The sequence below is a fragment of the Amycolatopsis sp. NPDC051102 genome (assembly GCF_040682815.1).
Classification (GTDB): Bacteria; Actinomycetota; Actinomycetes; order Mycobacteriales; family Pseudonocardiaceae; genus Amycolatopsis.
In genome coordinates this window covers 141053-158145 of sequence record NZ_JBFBBT010000016.1, presented here as the reverse complement: position 1 = coordinate 158145, position 17093 = coordinate 141053, and the positions used below count along the sequence as shown (strand labels likewise).

13 protein-coding genes are annotated in these 17093 nt (G+C 73.2%); 6 read left to right on the top strand and 7 right to left on the bottom strand.

The window, feature by feature from the left end; translation table 11 throughout:
* Positions 1-5: 5 nt before the first annotated feature.
* Both AB0M93_RS34225 and AB0M93_RS34220 read left to right on the top strand, forming a co-directional pair.
* Positions 6-2393, top strand: a complete 2388-nt coding sequence (locus tag AB0M93_RS34225) for a nitrate reductase (protein WP_364281428.1) — start codon at positions 6-8, stop codon at positions 2391-2393.
* Positions 2390-2869 carry a hypothetical protein gene (locus AB0M93_RS34220; RefSeq protein ID WP_364281425.1) on the top strand — a complete coding sequence of 160 codons (480 nt, stop codon included), beginning with the start codon at positions 2390-2392 and terminating at the stop codon, positions 2867-2869. The genes AB0M93_RS34225 and AB0M93_RS34220 overlap by 4 nt, the downstream gene beginning before the upstream one ends.
* 37 nt (positions 2870-2906) lie before the next feature.
* Here AB0M93_RS34220 and AB0M93_RS34215 read toward each other — a convergent pair whose 3' ends face one another.
* Positions 2907-4154: a low temperature requirement protein A gene (locus tag AB0M93_RS34215; protein WP_364281422.1), complete on the bottom strand. Its 1248-nt coding sequence runs from the start codon at positions 4152-4154 to the stop codon at positions 2907-2909.
* 400 nt (positions 4155-4554) lie between these two features.
* On the opposite strand from AB0M93_RS34215, the gene AB0M93_RS34210 reads away from it, so the two are divergent.
* Genes AB0M93_RS34210 through AB0M93_RS34195 form a run of 4 tightly spaced genes read left to right on the top strand, consistent with a single transcriptional unit; the run spans position 4555 to position 8806 of the window.
* Positions 4555-7149 (top strand): ATP-binding protein, encoded by a 2595-nt coding sequence (locus AB0M93_RS34210; protein WP_364281419.1) that lies wholly within the window; start codon positions 4555-4557, stop codon positions 7147-7149.
* On the top strand, positions 7146-7640 hold the full coding sequence (locus AB0M93_RS34205; protein ID WP_364281417.1) for a roadblock/LC7 domain-containing protein: 495 nt from the start codon (positions 7146-7148) through the stop codon (positions 7638-7640). The genes AB0M93_RS34210 and AB0M93_RS34205 overlap by 4 nt, the downstream gene beginning before the upstream one ends.
* Positions 7637-8029: a DUF742 domain-containing protein gene (locus AB0M93_RS34200; protein WP_364281415.1), complete on the top strand. Its 393-nt coding sequence runs from the start codon at positions 7637-7639 to the stop codon at positions 8027-8029. Before AB0M93_RS34205 ends, AB0M93_RS34200 begins: the two co-directional genes overlap by 4 nt.
* 12 nt (positions 8030-8041) lie before the next feature.
* Complete coding sequence (locus AB0M93_RS34195; protein WP_364281412.1) at positions 8042-8806, top strand: MHYT domain-containing protein; 765 nt, start codon at positions 8042-8044, stop codon at positions 8804-8806.
* Between the two features lie 46 nt (positions 8807-8852).
* Here AB0M93_RS34195 and AB0M93_RS34190 read toward each other — a convergent pair whose 3' ends face one another.
* The 6 genes from AB0M93_RS34190 to AB0M93_RS34165 all read right to left on the bottom strand — a co-directional run bounded on the left by AB0M93_RS34190 (position 8853) and on the right by AB0M93_RS34165 (position 16994).
* Positions 8853-11246: a hypothetical protein gene (locus tag AB0M93_RS34190; protein WP_364281410.1), complete on the bottom strand. Its 2394-nt coding sequence runs from the start codon at positions 11244-11246 to the stop codon at positions 8853-8855.
* A 292-nt stretch (positions 11247-11538) separates the two neighbouring features.
* On the bottom strand, positions 11539-12291 hold the full coding sequence (locus AB0M93_RS34185; RefSeq protein ID WP_364281407.1) for a GntR family transcriptional regulator: 753 nt from the start codon (positions 12289-12291) through the stop codon (positions 11539-11541).
* A 131-nt stretch (positions 12292-12422) separates the two neighbouring features.
* Complete coding sequence (locus tag AB0M93_RS34180; protein ID WP_364281404.1) at positions 12423-13913, bottom strand: beta-N-acetylhexosaminidase; 1491 nt, start codon at positions 13911-13913, stop codon at positions 12423-12425.
* Entirely contained in the window at positions 13913-14731 is an 819-nt protein-coding gene (locus AB0M93_RS34175; RefSeq protein WP_364281401.1) for a carbohydrate ABC transporter permease, read from the bottom strand. The genes AB0M93_RS34180 and AB0M93_RS34175 overlap by 1 nt, the downstream gene beginning before the upstream one ends.
* Entirely contained in the window at positions 14728-15651 is a 924-nt protein-coding gene (locus AB0M93_RS34170) for a sugar ABC transporter permease (protein WP_364281398.1), read from the bottom strand. The genes AB0M93_RS34175 and AB0M93_RS34170 overlap by 4 nt, the downstream gene beginning before the upstream one ends.
* Positions 15652-15722: 71 nt before the next feature.
* A complete protein-coding gene (locus AB0M93_RS34165; RefSeq protein WP_364281395.1) occupies positions 15723-16994 on the bottom strand; it encodes an extracellular solute-binding protein in 1272 nt (423 codons plus the stop codon).
* Positions 16995-17093: the final 99 nt, after the last annotated feature.

Here is a 17093-nt window from a genome sequence, read left to right as displayed (position 1 = left end):
TTGCGGTGGGAAAACGCGACGGAATCACCGAGCCCTGGGGGACCAGGACGCCCTACGGGCCGGGGGAGCCGTGGCCGGTCCGGGTGGACAGCCACCTCGCCGGCGGCTTGGCGCCGGCCGACGTCGACCGCTGGGTCCGCAGCGCGGCGGTGCTGCACTCCAACGGCGACGGCCTCGACATCGCGGTGAAGGACGGCCGGATCGCCGGCGTCCGCGGTCGCGCCGACGACCGCGTCAACCACGGGCGCCTCGACCCGAAGGACCTCTTCGCCTGGCAGGCCAACTCCGCGCCGGACCGGCTGACCACGCCGCTGGTGCGCCGGAACGGCGAGCTCGCGGAAGCGAGCTGGGACGAGGCGATGGACCTGATCGTCCGGCGCAGCAAGGAACTCCTCGACGAGCAGGGGCCGGGCGCGCTCGGGTTCTACACCAGCGGCCAGCTGTTCGCCGAGGAGTACTACACGCTCGCCGCGATCGCCCGCGGCGGCCTGGGCACCCACCACCTCGACGGCAACACCCGGCTCTGCACGGCGACCGCGGCCGCGGCGCTGAAGGAGTCCTTCGGGTGCGACGGCCAGCCGTCGTCCTACACCGACGTCGACCACGCCGACGTCATCGCGCTCTTCGGGCACAACGTGGCCGAAACCCAGGCCGTCCTCTGGTCGCGCATCCTCGACCGGCTCGCCGGGCCGAACCCGCCGGCGGTGCTCTGCGTCGACCCGCGCGAAACCCCGGTCGCCCGGGCGGCGACGCTGCACCTGGCGCCGCTGCCCGAGACCAACGTCGCCCTGATGAACGGGATCCTGCACGAGATCATCGAAAACGGCCGGGTCGACCGCGAGTACGTCGAACGCTGCACGGTCGGCTACGACGACCTCGCGGCGATGGTCGCGGACTACCCGCCCGAGCGCGCCGCGGAGATCTGCGGGCTCGACCCCGCGGAGATCCGCGCCGCCGCCCGGCTGCTGGGGTCGGCCGAGCGGCTGCTGTGCACGGTGCTGCAGGGCTTCTACCAGTCGCACCAGGCGTCCGCGGCCGCCGTCCAGGTCAACAACCTCGTGCTGCTGCGCGGCATGCTGGGCCGGCCGGGAGCCGGTGTCCTGCAGATGAACGGCCAGCCGACCGCGCAGAACACCCGCGAATGCGGCGCCGACGGCGACCTGACCGGGTTCCGCAACTGGGCCAACGACTCGCACGTGGCCGAACTCGCCGATCTGTGGAACGTCGACGTGAGCAGGATCCCGCACTACGGCCCGCCGACGCACCTCATGCAGATGCTGCGCTACGCCGAAACCGGGACCCTGCGGTTTCTCTGGGTGTCGGCCACGAACCCGGCCGTCTCGCTGCCCGAGCTGCCCCGGGTCCGGTCCATTCTGGACTCCCCCCGGCTGTTCCTGGTCGTGCAGGACGCCTTCCGCACCGAAACCGCCGAGCTGGCCGACGTGGTGCTGCCCGCGGCGATGTGGGGTGAGAAGACGGGCACGTTCACCAACGCCGACCGCACGGTGCACCTGTCGGAGAAGGCGGTCGAGCCGCCCGGGCAGGCGCGCCCGGACCTCGACATCTTCCTGGACTACGCGCGGCGCATGGACTTCCGCGGCAACGACGGCGAGCCGTTCCCGCAGTGGCACGACCCGGAAACCGCGTTCGAGGCGTGGAAACGCGCGTCGGCGGGCCGTCCCTGCGACTACAGCGGCCTGAGCTACGCGAAGCTGCGCGAGGTCAGCGGTGTCCAGTGGCCGTGCACCGCGGACCACCCGGACGGGACCGAACGGCTCTACACCGACGGGAAGTTCTTCGCCCGGCCCGACTACTGCGAGAGCTACGGCCGCGACCTCGTCACCGGCGCGCCCTTCGAGCCGGCCGAGTACCGGGCGCTGAACCCGGACGGGAAGGCCGTGTTGCGCGCGGCCGAGTACCTCGAACCGCACGAAAAGCCGGACGAGGACCACCCGTACTTCCTGATCAACGGCCGCACCGTCTACCACTTCCACACGCGCACGAAGACCGGCCGGACGCCGCAGCTGCGGGCGGCCGCGCCGGAGGTGTGGCTCGAGGTGTCCGAGCGGGACGCGGCCGCCGCCGGGCTCGCCGAAGGCGACCTCGCGGAGGTCTCGACCCCGCGCGGGGCCGTCCGCGCCCGGGTCCGCATCGGCGGCATCCGCGACGGCGTGCTGTTCCTGCCGTTCCACTACGGCTACTGGGACGTCGAGCACCCGGCGGGCAAGGACGGCGACCGCGCGGCCAACGAGCTCACCGCCACCGACTGGGACCCGGTGTCCAAGCAGCCGCTGTTCAAGACGGCCGCGGCCGCGCTGCGCCGGATCGGCCCGGTGCCGGCCCCGGCCGCCGAGCCGGTGCCCGCGGCCGTCGACGAGGAGGTCGTCCGATGAAGCTCGGCCTCGTCCTGCGGGAACTCCACCGCGCCGAGACGGCGATGGCCGAGTTCCTGCTGAAGACCTCCGGCCGCCACCACGCCGAGCACGAGATCCACCACCTGGCCCGCGACCTGGCGGCCTGGTCGGCGGCGCACGTGCGGGACATCGCCCGCGCCGGCCGCGCCCACGGCCTGGATCTCGGCGAGGACGTGCCGGGTCCGGGCCCGCTGGAGCCGTTGCGGACGGCGCTGTCGGAGCTGAGCGGCCGCCGCCCGGAGCCGGGCGTGCTGCTGCTGGCGGACCTGCGCCGCCTGCACCGCCGCGCCGCGGGCGTGTCGCTCGATTGGGAGCTGCTTGCGCAGGGCGCGCAGGCGGCGAAGGACACCGAGCTGCTCGAGCTGGCGAGCCGGTGCCACCCGCAGACGCTGCGGCAGCTGAAGTGGACGAACGCGATGCTGAAGGTGCTCTCCCCGCAGATCCTGACCAGCTGAAAGCCGCCGGCCCGCGGCCTGGGGGATCGGCGTGGGGTCACCTCGAGGGGACGTCGCGGCCGCGCAACAGGAACTCCAGCGGGTTGTCGCCGAAGTCCTCGGGCCTCCGCCGCCGCAGTGCCGAGCTGACCGCGGCCGCGGCGACGCCCCAGGCGGCGATCACCACGACCATCGCGGGCGCCGGCAGCAGCAGGCCGAGGAAGGCGAGGTTCACGGTGGCGGCCACGGCGGCGACGCGCGCCCAGCGCTGGTACCAGCGCCGGGTGCCGCCGGCGAAGACCCGGGTGCCGGCGAGGTAGGTCCCGAGCCCGGCGGTGATGAGCCAGGTCGCCGCGGGTGGCGGGGCTTCGTGCAGCGACAGGTTCACCCCGGCCGCGATGAGCAGCAGCGCGAACGCCGGTGTCAGGTGGCCGCCGGCGTACAGCGAGTAGGCGAGCGCGGGGTGCCCGCCGGACAGGCCGAGCGTGCGCTCGGAGATCTCCGCGGCCGACGTGAAGTACACCCACCACAGTGCGCCCGCCAGAACCAGGCCGCCGACCGTGGCCGACCAGTAGGCGACGTCGTCGGCGGGGCGTTCGAGCGCGGCCGTGCCGACGGTGATCACCAGCTCGCCGAGCAGCAGGATCATGAAGAGCCCGAAGCGTTCGGCCAGGTGGGCGGAGTCGACCGCCAGGTTCGGGTCGCGGGGCCCGGCGAGCATGTCCCGCAGCCGGGTCTCCCGCGTCGGCCGCTCCTGCGGCTCGCCGCGGCGCCGCCGGTGCCGGTCGCCGAGCAGCAGGAACCCGGCCTCCTGCACGAGGGCGATGGTCCAGAGCCACCAGCCGGCGGGCAGCACGGCCGAGACGGCGAACAGGACCGCGGAAACCGCGTACCCCGAACTGATCCGGCGCTGGTCGAGCCCGGGCCGGGCCGGCCAGCGGTGCGCGGCCGCCAGGATCACGCGGACGCCCGCCATGGCCGCCGCGAAGATCGCGGGGTGCCCCTCGAAGACGTGGTGCACCTGGGTGGCGGCGATCGCGCACGGGATGGTGCCTGCCAGCACGAACAGCCGGTCGGCCGCCCGGCTGTCGTCCCCGCGGCGGTTGTAGAGCACGGCGAAGCCGATCCACGTCCACCACAGCGTGGTGAACAGCCCCAGCGCGCCGGCGATGCGGGCCCAGTGCGGGTCCGTCACGATGCTGTGCGCCACCTGGCCCACCGCGAACACGAAGACCAGGTCGAAGTACAGCTCGACCCAGCCGACCCGCTTGCCGGCCCCGGCGGCCTTTCCGTCCCCATCGGTCACGGCGGGGATTCTGCCGCACCCCGCGGCGCTGTCCCCCACCCGGGAGAGGTGGGAATTAATAACACACCGTCCGAACAATGGCCGAATTCGCCCCGGTGGCTGCTGTGGGTAATTCTGCCGCCAGCGGGAACTCTTCGCCGGTTTCCTCCTGGCACGCCCGGGAGCAGGGCGAACGCGCTTGAACGGTGTGCAAGCAGCGACCGCCGGAACACGTGCAGTGAACCGCGGAAACAATTCGATCCCCGCGTTCGGAAACGCCGCCGCGCAGGGTTGACAAGGACGCCGGACGTGATGTCTTCTGCTGATCGGCCTGATCAACGCCACGTCTTCCCTGGGGCCCTCCGACCTGTCCGAACTCGACGTCAGCCGTGCGCGCGGCTGGGAATCGAGCGATTCCGCCATGCACGAAAGCAGAGCCACGCCCCGCCGCCCGGCGGACGCCGCGTGGTGGCCGGCGCACTGGAGCGTCCGCACCAAGATCAGCGTCGTCCTGCTGCTGCCGGTCCTGGTCGCGGTGGCGCTCGCGGAGATCCGGATCCAGGGCGAACTCGACCGGGCGACCGCGCTCAGCGCGGCCCGCGACCGGCTGCCGGTGCTGCGCGACACCATCGACCTGACCGCGTCGCTGGGCGAGGAGATGGTCGCCGCCGTCGCGGTCCCCGCGGGCGCGCCGGACACGCTGACCGCGGCGGTCGACGCGAAGGCGGCGGCGGTCCAGCGGGACGCCGGGTTCGCGCCGCTGCCCGCCGACACCGGCCGGGCGCTCAACACCGCGCTGGGCAAGCTCGCCGGGATCCGCGCGGCCGGCGCCGGCGGCGGCGACGTCCGCACGAAGGCCGCCGGCTACAACGACGTCATCGCCACCCTGGGCGACCTGGTGCCCGCGATCGTCGCGGCCGACGACGGCACCGCGGAGACCACCCGGCTGCTGGTGCACCTGCGCGGCGAACTGGCCACCGAAGAGACCTACCGGCGGGCCGCGCAGACCAGCCCGGACGACGCTTCGCTGCGCCCGGCCGTCATCCAGACCGCCGCCGAGCAGGAGGTCCTCGCCGAACAGGCGGAGCACCGGCTCACCGGCGACCGGCTGGCCCGGTTCACCGCCGCGACCGGCGCCGCCGACAGCCGGCTCGACGCCCTGCAGGAACCGGGCGGGGGCCGCCCGCTCGCGTCGCTGCTGCCCTCGATCACCGCCGAGGCCACCGGGGTCACCGGCGTGCTGAACGACGTCGCGGCGCAGCTGGCGGCCAACGTGGCGGCGGCGGCCGACGACGCGCGGTCGGACTCGCTGCGCGACACGGCCCTGGTCCTCGGGGCGCTGCTCGGCGCGCTCGCGATCGCGTTGCTGGTGGTGCGCTCGCTGGTGACGCCGGTGCGCCGGCTGCGCGCGGCCGCCCTGCACGCGGCGAACGAACAGCTGCCGGAGACCGTCCGGCAGGTCCGCGAGGGCCAGGACGTCGACTGGCGTGCGGTGCCGGACTCCGGCGTCCGGACGGAGGAGGAGATCGGGCAGCTGGCGCGGGCGTTCGACGACATGCACCGGCAGGCGGTCCGGCTCGCCGTCGAGCAGGCCGAGCTGCGCAAGCAGGTCAGCGAGATGTTCATGACGCTGTCGCGGCGGAGCCAGTCGCTGGTCGAGCAGCAGCTGTCGATCATCGAGGACCTGGAGGCGGGGGAGGAGAACCCGCGGCGGCTCGACGAGCTGTTCCGCATCGACCACATCGCCACCCGGCTGCGCCGCAACGGCGAAAACCTGCACGTCCTGGCGGGCGGCCGCCCGGTCCGCCACGGCCGCGAACCGGTGCCGACCCGCGACCTGCTGCGCGCGGCGACGTCGGAGGTCAAGGACTACCGGCGGGTGGCGCTGGGCAACGCGCCCCGCGGCTCGGTCCAGCCGGAGGCGGCGGCGGACGTGGTGCACATCCTCGCGGAGCTGCTGGAGAACGCGACGCGGTTCTCGCCGCCGGAGCACAAGGTGGCGCTGACGGCCGACCGCGGCGCCGACGGCGGCCTGCTCATCGAGGTCGTCGACCAGGGCCTGGGCATGACCCCCGCGGAGCTGGCGGCGGTGAACGACCGTCTCGCGGCGGCCGCGACGGTCGGCCCGGAGACGACCCGCCGGATGGGGTTGTTCGTGGTCGGCAGGCTGGCGGCCCTGCACGGGGTCACGGTGCGGTTGCGCGCGACCGGAACGGGGGCCCGCCACGCAGGGGTAACGGCGAGCGTCCACGTCCCCGGCGCACTGGTGCTGGCGGACCTGGCCCGCCCGATCGGCGCGGGCCGGCTGGTCCCGGCGGGTGCCCGCAACGGCCACCCGCGGCCGCCGGAGGTGCCGGCGCAAGCGTCGACGCCGATCTTCGAGCAGGTGGTGACGAGCTGGTTCACCGAGCCGGCGGTGAAGCCGGTGGTCCGGCGCAACGGGGTGGCCGGCCCGGTGGCGTGGCCGTCCGCGGCCGAAGTGCCGGCCGATCGGGACACGCCGGTGGAACCGGCCGGCGAAAGCTCCGGTGCCCACCGGGCCGTCCCGGCCGACAGCCCGGCCGAGCCCGCCGCCGAGCCGGCGCCCGCGACCGTGTCGGCGCCCGCCGCCGCGCCGGCACCCGCCGCCGCGCCGGCACCCGCCGCCGCGCCGGCACCCGCCACCTCGTCGGCACCCGCCGCCGAGCCCGCGCAGCCGGACCGGGCCGAAACGACCGTCGTGGGCAGCTGGGACACGGCCGCCGACCGCACGCGCCAAGCCGCCGAAAGCGCTCTCCAGCCCGCGGCCGCGCAACGGCTCACCGACGCCGGCCTGCCGACCCGGCGGCCCGGGGCGCAGCTCGCGCCGGGTGCGGTCGTGCCGCGGGTGCGTGACCAGACCGGCGGGGCGTCCTTCCGCGACGCCGCCGCCGTGCGCAGCAGTCTCTCGCGCCACTACCAGGGCATGCGCGCGGCCCGGCAGGAAACCGCCGCCCGCGCCGGAGAAACCGGAACGGACGAAGGGGATCCCCGATGACGGAACTGCACGCCCGACGCTCCGAGCCGGCGGGCCGGTCCGTGCGCGGAACGCTGGCCTTCCCCGGTTCCGCCGCGCCGCCCGAACGGACGGCGACGCTGAACTGGCTGGTCAACGCGTTCGTCCAGGACGTGTCGGGGATCGCGCACGCCGTGCTGGTCTCCGCCGACGGCCTGCTCGTGGCCGCCGACGACGCCCTGCCGCGCGAGCGCGCCGACCAGCTCGCGGCCATCGCGGCCGGGCTGTCCAGCCTGTCGCTCGGCACCGCGGAGCTGTTCACCGCCGGGCGGGTGGTGCAGTCGGTGATCGAGATGGAGCAGGGGTTCCTGCTGCTGATGAGCGTGGGCGACGGCTCGAACCTGGTCGTGCTCGCCTCGACCGGCTGCGACATCGGGCTGGTCGGCTACGAGATGACGATGCTGGTCGAGCGGGTGGGGCAGAAGGTCGACGTGCCCGCGCGCGAGATACCGGTGGCCCAGGACCACCGGTGATCGACGACCCGCCGCCCGGCCCGTACGGGGACGAGCCGCGCCGCAGCCCGGCGCTCGCCCGTCCCTACGCGTGGACCGAGGGCCGGACGGCACCGGCGGTCGAGATCGCCGTCGAGGCACTGGTCGAGACCACGGCGGCGGGCCGGGCCGAAGCCGGCTACCTGACCTCGAGCGCGCAGTCGGAGGTGCTCGAGCTGTGCGTCCGCCCGCGGTCGCTGATGGAGATCGCCGCGCTGCTGGCGCTGCCGCTCGGCGTGGTCCGCGTGCTCGTCTCGGACCTGATGCAGGACCACCTGGTGATCGTCCGGGACACGTTGTCGGACAACGCCACCTGGGACGAGCGCCACGACCTGATGGAACGCGTGCTGCACGGGTTGCGCGACCTCTAGGAAGGATTCCCGATGGAGCATTTCGCGCTGGGGTACTGGCTGCTCGTGCTGGCGTACCTGACGTCGGTGGTCGGCTGCGCGCTCGGGCTGGCGTGCGCGGTCCAGGCCCGCTACGCGGCGAACCCCCGCCACCGCCTGCGCTGGCTGGTGCTGGCGGCGATCTCGATCGGCGGCGTCGGCATCTGGCTGATGCACTTCGTGGCGATGCTCGGCTTCAGCACCCCGGGCATGCCGGTCCGCTACGACATCTTCCGCACGGTGCTGTCGGCGGTCCTGTCGGTGGCGGCGGTGTTCGCGGGCCTGCTGGTGGTGGGCGGCCGCGCGAAGTTCGGCTGGTGGCGCCTGGCGCTCGGCGGCGTGATCACGGGCCTGGCGGTGAACGTCATGCACTACACGGGAATGTCGGCGCTGCGGGTGAAGGGCGACTTCGGCTACGACGGCGCCCTGGTGGCGCTGTCGGTGGTGATCGCGGTGGTGGCGGCCACGGCGGCCCTGTGGTTCGCGGTGTTCCTCGACCGCCTGTCCCTGCGCCTGCTGGCCGGTTTCGTGATGGGCGCGGCGGTGACGGGCATGCACTACACGGGCATGGCGGCGGTCCGGATGACGATGGACATGAACGCCCCGGACCCGGCGGGCGCGGAGGTGTTCTCGTTCCTGTTCCCGGTGTTCGTGGTGGCGGCGATCGCGATGGCGGTCCCGCTGTGCGCGGTGCTGCTGGCCCCGGCGGTTTCGCCGAAGGCCGCCGAAACGGTTGCGGAAGACGCCGTCACGGTGTGAAGACGGCCCGCGGGGAACACTCCCCGCGGGCCGTCCCTTCACCTCCCTACAGGCTGCAGATCAGCGAACACGCCTTCGCCGACGACCAGTCCGTTGTGGACGGTGGTGTCCCCGGCGGGACGTTCACCGGCACGTAACTCACCTTCGCCTTGTTCGTGATCGGGAACAGGTTCAGCAGGGCGTACGTCGCGCAGTACACCTGCTTCGCCTGGCCCGCCGCCAAGGTGAACGGACCCGTTTGGCACGTCGGCTCCACCGTGTCCACCACCTGGGCGGACGTGATGCCCACCGGACCGTGGTTCGTCACCGTGATCCGCCAGTACGCCGAGGCCGCGAGCACGCCCAGCAGGCCCACCGGGGCCTGTTTCGCCCAAGGGCCGGCGCCGCCCGGGCCGCAGTCGGCCGGGTGGATCGCCGTGCAGATCTCCTTCTCCACCGTCACCTTCGGGGTGCACGACGCGCCCGGGGCCACCGGGAGCGTCACCGTGTTGGAGCTGAACGAACCCGTCGAGTCCGTGCCCGTCGCCGTGTTCGCCACCGACGTCACCGTGCAGTCCGCCGAGATCGTCGTGCGGAAGCACAGCTGCGGTGCGTCACCGGCGAAGTCGACCACCAACGAGCCGCTGAAGCCGGCGCCGGAGTGCAAGACCAGCGTCGTCGTCACCGTGATCGACGGGTGGGCCGCCACCGACACGCCGGTCAGGTCGACCGAGCCGTCCGGGGCGAAGCCCGGGGTCGGCACCACGGCACCGTCCTGGTCGACCACCGTGACCCGCGACGCCGCGAAGTCGACGTTGGCCAGGTCGACGCCGGTCAGCCGCGCCGACGTGTAGCCCTGGACGTGCGAGCCGCCGTCGCAGTAGAAGTCACCCGGGCGCAGGGTCACCTGGCCGCCGGAACGCACGCACGGGGTGGCGCCGGTGGCCGGATCCATCGAGAACAGCACCCCCGCGTCGCCCAGGCCGATCAGGCAGCCCGACGGCGGGTCGTAGGCGTAGCCGTAGTCCCGCGTGGCGCCCCCGTTCACCGACGGGTGCGTGATCCGGGCGGGCAGCCCCGCGCACGCCGTGCCCGTCGTCCAGTCGTGGCACACCGCCGCGCCCGCGATGCCGCCGTTCCAGACCGGCAGGTAACTGCGTACGTGGCCGCCGGGGTCGGTGACGACCTCCGGGTTGAACACATACGTCCCGTTCGGCAGCGCGGCCGCGCCCGGTGGTGCGGGCAGTGCCGAGCCGTCGAGCGCGTAGCACGTCGTGACGTTGGTGCCGCCGGTCGTCGACGAGCACACCCCCACCGGGGCGCCGGCCGTGCTGAACGCGGTGTAGGCGTTGTAGGTGAAGTTCCCCGCCGGCCCGGTCGGCCGCCAGGACGCCCAGTTCGCGCACGGCGTGGCTGTCGCCGGGTCGAAACAGCCCAGCGACGGCTGCTGCCCGGTGTTCGGGTTCGACGACGACGCGAACACCTTGCCCGCCACGACGTCCAGTGCGCCGTAGACGTACGCGTTGCCGCTGATGGCCGGCGCGATCGGCGCGTACGGCTGGCCGCCGCAGGCGCTCTGCGTGGCGATGGTCCAGCAGACCACCGCGCCGCTGCTGATCAGGCCGTACAGGTTGCCGCCGGTCTCCACGAGCCCGGTGATGCTGTTCACCGCGGGCGAGCCGCCGGTGGCGGCCAGCGCCCAGTACCCGCAGTTGGCCGAGGCGGCCATGTCGAGGCAGGCGACGCCGACGGAAGCCGCCGTCACGGCGGGGTAGTAGACCTTCGCGGGCGCCGCGGGGTCGCGGACGTACTGCTCGACCATGGTGGTGCTGATGTCCCCGGCCCCCAGCGTGCCGAGCGGGCCGGCCGCGGTGTTGAGCACCTTCGGCCACGGGCCGCCCGGGCACCGCGTGCCGGTGGCGAGCTCGGTGCAGACCACCTTCGGCGACGTGGCCCCCAGGTGGTGGTAGATGTTCCAGGCCTGCAGCGTGCCGCTCGGGGTGCGGTACAGGATCGGCGAGAAGCCGTCGCCGCCGGTCGCGGTGGTGACCGCCTGCACAGGCGGGGTGAGAGCGCCGGTCAGCTGGGTCGCGTCGGGCCCGGCGGCGGGGTTCGTCGCGCGGACCGCGGTGACGCCGGACGCCGGTTCGGTGCCGGTGAACGTGCTGCCGTCGGTGGACCACTCCGGTGTCCAGCCGGGTGGCGCGTGCAGCGAACCGGGCTGGTATGCCTGGCCGGCCCCGACAGCGTCGGTGATGGTGGCGGCGCCGGTCGTGGTGGCGTGGTCGTCGTAGCCGATCACCCAGTTCGCGCTCGCGCCGTGGTCGGCGGGGGATCCGGTGCCCTGCACGGACTTCGTCAGCGCGGAGACCGGGGCGGGGTCGGCGGCCGCGGGCAGCGGGACGGCGGTGGCCGCGGCGAGCACCAGGGGCAGGACCGCCCCCAGCATGCGTCTTCGCATGGTTGGTCCTCGATTCTTTGCTAGGCGGGAATGGGCTCGGGAAACGTTTTCCCGGCCGAAGGAAAATCCTATGCCGCACCCGCATCGCGGTTGAAGTGCTCTCACCCGGGCGCCGAAAAGGCGATGCGAACAGCGCAGTTTCCCGCGGTTTTCCGCCGGCGAGCACCTGCTGTGACGAGGGGATTTCGCAATTGCCGTCACCTGGACGCCGTCCGCGTTCACTCGATCGTGTGACAAGGGCAGGCTAAGAACCCGCGTTTCCGGCCGACGGTGAAGATTTATTTACCGGAAGCTAACCGGATTCGGCGTCGAAGCGGAGTTTCGAGGTGATGCGGTACCGGTCGCCGCGGTAGACCGACCGGGTCAGTTCGACGATCCGGCCGGTCGTGTCCCGGGTGAGCCGTTCGATGTGCAGGATCGGGGCGTACACCGCGATTTCCAGCAGTTCGGCCTGGTCCGGGTTGGTGACCGCGGGTTCGATCGTCTGCACCGCGTCCTGCACGGCGATCCCGAACCGTTCCCGCAGCAGCCGGTAGAAGTTGCCGGTTTCCAGGTCCGCCGGCCGCAGGCCCGGAACCAGGGCGGCGGGCAGCGCAAGGCTTTCGATCGCGATCGGTTCGTCGTCGACGTCCCGGACCCGGGTGACGCGCAGCACCGGCGCGCCCGGCTCGAGTTCCAGCTCGGCGGCCAGGGACCGCGCGGCCGGGGACACCGCGAACGCGACCACCCGGCTCGTCCAGTGGCCTTCCGCGGGCGGCACCGCGAGCCCGGTCGCCAGTTCCTGGGTGACCTTGTGCGGGCTGGTGAACGTGCCGCGGCCGCGCTGGCGCACGAGCAACCCGGTGCGGGTCAGCTCGTCGATGGCCGCCCGGACGGTCGGGCGGGAGACGCCCAGCTCGGCCGCGAGGTCCCGCTCGGAGGCCAGCCCGGTGCCGGGACCGGCGTTCTCGATCACCTTCAGCAGGTGCCGCCGGACGCGGTCGCGCTTCACCGTGGGCGGCCGCTCGCCGGCGTCCCCGGCCTGGGGTGAAGCCCCGGATGGCACAGCCGTTTTTCGGGGGCTCCGGGTGGCGGAGCCCCCGGCCTGGGGCGGAGCCCCGGATGGCACAGCTGTTTTTCGGGGGCTCCGGGTGGCGGAGCCCCCGGCCTGGGGCGGAGCCCCGGATGGCACAGCGGTCAAGGCACCGTCTTTCCGGATACGGGGACCGCGCCGGCGAACCGGACGCGCTCCTTCGGCAGGGCACCCAGCACCCGCAGCCGGCCGAGGTGCCCGGTCAGGCGCTGGTGGAAATCAGCATAACCGCGGCCCGGCGGCGACCACGCCCGCTCGGCCAGCGCGCACAGCCGCGGGAAGGCCAGGTGCCGCACGTGGTCGGGGGTCGGCGCGTGCTCGGTCCACAGCTGGGCCTGGGTGCCCAGGACGCCCGGCGCGCGCCCGGAAGCGACCGGGAGCCCGCCCGCCAGGGGATCGAAGCGGTAGACGTCTTCCAGCGTCGTCACGGGCTCCCGCGGTGGTTCGCCGGGCTCCTCGCTCTGCCGGTAGTCGAAGTACGTCGCGGTGTGCGGGGCCATGACGACCTGGTGGCCGCGGGCGACGGCGAGCGCGCCGTGGGCGGCGTCGCGCCAGGCCGTGACGACCAGTTCCGCGGGCAGCTGCCCCTCGGCGTGCCCGGTCTCGTCCCAGCACACCGCCTGCCGGCCGAGGCCCGCGACGATGTCGTGCAGCCGGCCGAGGAACCACGGGTGGAGCCCGGCGGGGCGCACCCCGAGCCGGGCCGCGCGCGCCCGCGCGACCGGACTGGTTTCCCACTGCGTCGTCGGGCATTCGTCGCCGCCGATGTGCAGGTACGGCGCCGGGAAGACCTCGGCGACCTGCCCCAGGACGTCCCGGCAGAAGGCGAACACGTCGTCGTGGACGCCGAGGATGTCGGGGCTGATGCCCCACTCGGTCCACACCGGCTGCGGTGTTTCCGGCCGGTTGCCCAGTTCGGGGTAGGCGGCCAGGGCCGCGCGCACGTGACCGGGCAGGTCGATCTCGGGCACGATCCGCACGCCGCGCGCGGCGGCGAAGGCGACGAGCTCGCGCAGTTCCCGCTGGGTGTAGAAACCGCCGTGGGGCACGCCGTCGAAGACGCCGCTGCCCGCGGGCCCGACCATCGATTCGGCCCGCCAGGCGCCGACTTCGGTGAGCCGCGGCCACCCGTCGACCTCGATCCGCCAGCCCTGGTCGTCGGTCAGGTGCAGGTGCAGGACGTTGTACTTGTGCAGGGCCAGCAGGTCGACGAACTCGCGGAGGAACTCCAGCGGCATGAAGTGCCGGGCGACGTCGAGCAGCACGCCGCGCCAAGGCAGGCGGGGCGCGTCGCGGATCGTCAGGCACGGCAGCCGCGGCGACAGCTGGCGGATCGTCTGCACACCGGCGAGCAGGCCCGCTTCCGTGGACGCGGTGAGCAGCGCGCGGGCCGGCGTGACTTCCAGGGTGTACTCCTCCGGCCCGAGCCCCGGTTGCAGCGCGAGCCGGATGACGGGTCCGTTGTGGACCAGCGGGAGCCCGGTGTACGCGGCGAGCAGCCGGGCCGGGCCCCGGGTGCCGGGACCGGCCAGGATCCCGGTGGGCACGCAGGAGCCGGCGCGGCGGGTCAGCCGCGCGGGGAAGGGGATGAGCATCAGCCCTTCACCGCGCCCGCGGTCATGCCCTCGACCAGGTGGCGCTGCACCAGCGCGAAGAAGACGACGACGGGCAGCGCGAACAGCGTCGACGCGGCGATGAGGCCGCCGTAGTCGGTGCCCGTGCTGGTGCTGAACGAGACCAGCCACACCGGCAGCGTGTAGCCCGAGCTGTCCTTCATGATCACGTAGGCGAACAGGAAGTCGTTCCACGCGGTGATGAAGGCGAACACGCTGGTCGCGATCAGCCCGGGCAGCACCAGCGGCAGCAGGACCGAGCGCATCACGCGCCCGCGCGTCGCGCCGTCGACCATCGCGGCCTCCTCCAGTTCGACCGGGATGCCGTGCAGGAACCCGCGCAACGTCCAGATCGTGAACGGCAGCACCAGCGCCACGTACGTCAGGACCAGCCCGAAGAGCGTGTCCAGCAGGTGCGCGCTCTTCAGGCCGAGGAACAGCGGGATCACCAGCGCGGGCACCGGCACCATCTGCAGCACCAGCACGCCGATCAGGAAGCCGCGGCGCCCGAAGAACCGGAAGCGCGTCAACGCCGTCGCGGCCAGGAAGGCGACCACGATGGACAGGACGACGACCGCGACCACGACCACCACGCTGTTGAGCAGGTCCCGGACGAACCCGGGCTTCGCGAGCGCGTCGGCGAAGTTGTCCAAGGTGACGTGCAAGGGCAGGAACTCCGGTGTGGGCTGCAGGATCCGGCCCGCGGGCTTGAACGCCGTGAGCACCATCCAGTAGACCGGGAAGATCCACACGAGACAGAAGAGGGCCGCTGCCGCGTTGCGGCCGATCCGCCGGATCACAGCTCCTCCCCGGAGCGGACGAGCCGGCGCACGTACACCGCGGTCAACCCGACCAGCAGGGCGACCGAGACGACGGCGATCGCCGCGCCCTGGCCGAAGTCGTTGCGGCTGAAGGCGCGGGTGAACGTCCAGATGCCGAGCGTCGTGGTGCCGCCGCCGGGGCCGCCCTGGGTGAGGATCCAGATCTGGTTGAACACGGTGAAGTCCCAGATGACCGAGAGGATGGTGACCAGCCCGAGGATCGGCTGCAGGAACGGGAAGGTGATCGTGCGGTGCACCCGCCACGGCCCGGCGCCGTCGAGCGCCGCGGCTTCGTAGTAGGACCGCGGGATCTGCGTCAGGCCCGCGTGCAGGGTCAGCGCGACGAACGGGACCGACTGCCACACGACGAGCAGCCAGACGAGGGTGAACGCCGACGCCGGGCTCGTCGTCCAGTCGTGCTGGGTGAGGTCCCCGAAGCCGAGCCGGGTCAGCAGCCAGTTCACCACGCCGTAGCCGGGCTGGAAGAGCCACTGCCAGACCAGGGTGGAGGCCACGTTCGGCAGCGCCCACGCCGCGATCAGGCACAGCGTCACCGCCGTGCGCATCCCGCGGCCGAGGCGTTGCAGCAGGAGGGCGACGGCGAACCCGATCACCAGCGTGCCGGTCACCAGCGCGGCGCAGAACCCGACGCTGCGGGCGAGCACCGGAAGCAGCTGGGGATCGCCGAGCACGGCGGCGTAGTTGTCCGGGCCGGCGAAGCCCGTCTTGCCGGTGAACAGCGACCGCAGGCCGTACTCCTGCAGCGAAATGACGACCAGCCGGCCGAGCGGGTAGCCGAGCACGAGCGCGAGCAGCGCGGCCGCGGGCAGGAGCAGGCCGTAGGGGAGCAGGGAGCGGCGCCGGGTTCTTTCCCGGGTGCGTGCCTTCTCGAGCAGCACGGGGTCTCCTTCGCGGAAGCAGGGGCGGGGTGGCCCGGCGGGGACGGCGGTCGGCCGGGCCACCCCGCCGGTCAGCGGGCGCCCAGCGCCTCGGTCAGGTGGGCGTCGAACTCCCGGGCCGCGTCCGCGATCGGCCGGCGCCCGGTGGCGATGTCGGCGAAGAAGGTGTTGATCGACTTGTCGCTCTCGATGGTCGCCCAGCCGGGCGCGGCCGGGGTGGCGACGCTGGTCTTCGCCGCGGTCGCGAAGGCCGCGTTGAGCGGCGGCAAGGCCGGGGTGACCCGGTCGATCAGCTCGGTGGAGACCGGTGTCCAGCCGTCGATGCCGGAGATCGCGTCACGCTGCACGGCCGGGTCGGTCGCCGCCTTGAGGTAGGCCAGCGCCAGGTCCTGGTTGCGGCTCTTGGCGGCGACGGCGAGGTCCGAGCCGCCGAGGAACACCGGCTGCGTCTTCCCCGGTGTGGCGCTCGGGAACGGGAAGGTGCCGAGCCGGTCCTTCAGCTCGGGCTTGTTCTTGAGCACGGTGTTGACGCTCGTGTCGAGGATGGCCGCGGCGCCGCCGGAGGAGAAGATGGCGGCCTGGTCCGGGGCCTTGGTGTCGACGTTGCGGGACGCGGGGGAGGAGTAGGCGTTCTGGAAGTCCTTCCACGTCTGCAGGCCCTTCAGCGCTTCCGGGGTTTCCAGGGCGCCGGTCCACTTCCCGTCCTTCTGCGTGGCCAGCTGCCCGCCGGCGTCCCAGACGAACTGCAGCGCGCCGAACCAGTACCGGCCGGGGAAGTGGAAGGCCGAGTAGTCGGGCGCGGGGTGTTTCGCCTTGATCCTGTCCAGGTCGGCGGTGAGCTCGGCGAGGGTCTTCGGCGGCGCGGTGACCCCGGCGTCGGCCCAGACCTGCTTGTCGTAGATCACTGCCCGGTTCCCGGCGAACAGCGGCGCGGCGTACAGGTGCCCGTCCACAGTGGCCGGTCCGGCGAGGCCGGGCAGCCAGGTCTGCCCCGCGGCGAGTTCGCCGCGGTGCGGGTTCAGGTCGGTCAGCGCGCCGTTGGCGGCGAACAGCGGGACGTCGGTGTTGCCGATTTCGATGACGTCCGGCGTGTCGTCCTGCGCCAGTGCGGTGCTGATCTTCGTGTTGATGTTGTCCCATTCCTGGATCTGCACGGTGACCTTGGCGCCGGTGGCCTTCTCGAAGGCGGTGGTGATCGCGGCGGCGGCCTTGTCGCTGAGGTCGCCGTTCATCAGCCAGACGGTCAGCGTGCCACCACCGGCGGCGGGAGCGGGGTTATCGGTACCACAGCCTGTGGCGGTCACGGCGACGACGGCCAAGGCGGCGAGGATGCTTCTGCGCATGGGGATTCCCGGAGGGCGTGAGGTGGGTGCGGCGCGGGGTGGGGGGGGTGGGTTTTGGGTTGAGGAAGGGCGAAGACCGAGCACGACAGCCCCCCGGGG

What these genes read in the sequence shown, in the direction of transcription:
- AB0M93_RS34220 (WP_364281425.1), top strand. Translation starts at nt 2,390, where the DNA reads ATGAAGCTCGGCCTCGTCCTGCGGGAACTCCACCGCGCCGAGACGGCG.
- AB0M93_RS34210 (WP_364281419.1), top strand. Translation starts at nt 4,555, where the DNA reads ATGCACGAAAGCAGAGCCACGCCCCGCCGCCCGGCGGACGCCGCGTGG.
- AB0M93_RS34205 (WP_364281417.1), top strand. Translation starts at nt 7,146, where the DNA reads ATGACGGAACTGCACGCCCGACGCTCCGAGCCGGCGGGCCGGTCCGTG.
- AB0M93_RS34195 (WP_364281412.1), top strand. Translation starts at nt 8,042, where the DNA reads ATGGAGCATTTCGCGCTGGGGTACTGGCTGCTCGTGCTGGCGTACCTG.
- AB0M93_RS34190 (WP_364281410.1), bottom strand. Translation starts at nt 11,246, where the DNA reads ATGCGAAGACGCATGCTGGGGGCGGTCCTGCCCCTGGTGCTCGCCGCG.
- AB0M93_RS34180 (WP_364281404.1), bottom strand. Translation starts at nt 13,913, where the DNA reads ATGCTCATCCCCTTCCCCGCGCGGCTGACCCGCCGCGCCGGCTCCTGC.
- AB0M93_RS34165 (WP_364281395.1), bottom strand. Translation starts at nt 16,994, where the DNA reads ATGCGCAGAAGCATCCTCGCCGCCTTGGCCGTCGTCGCCGTGACCGCC.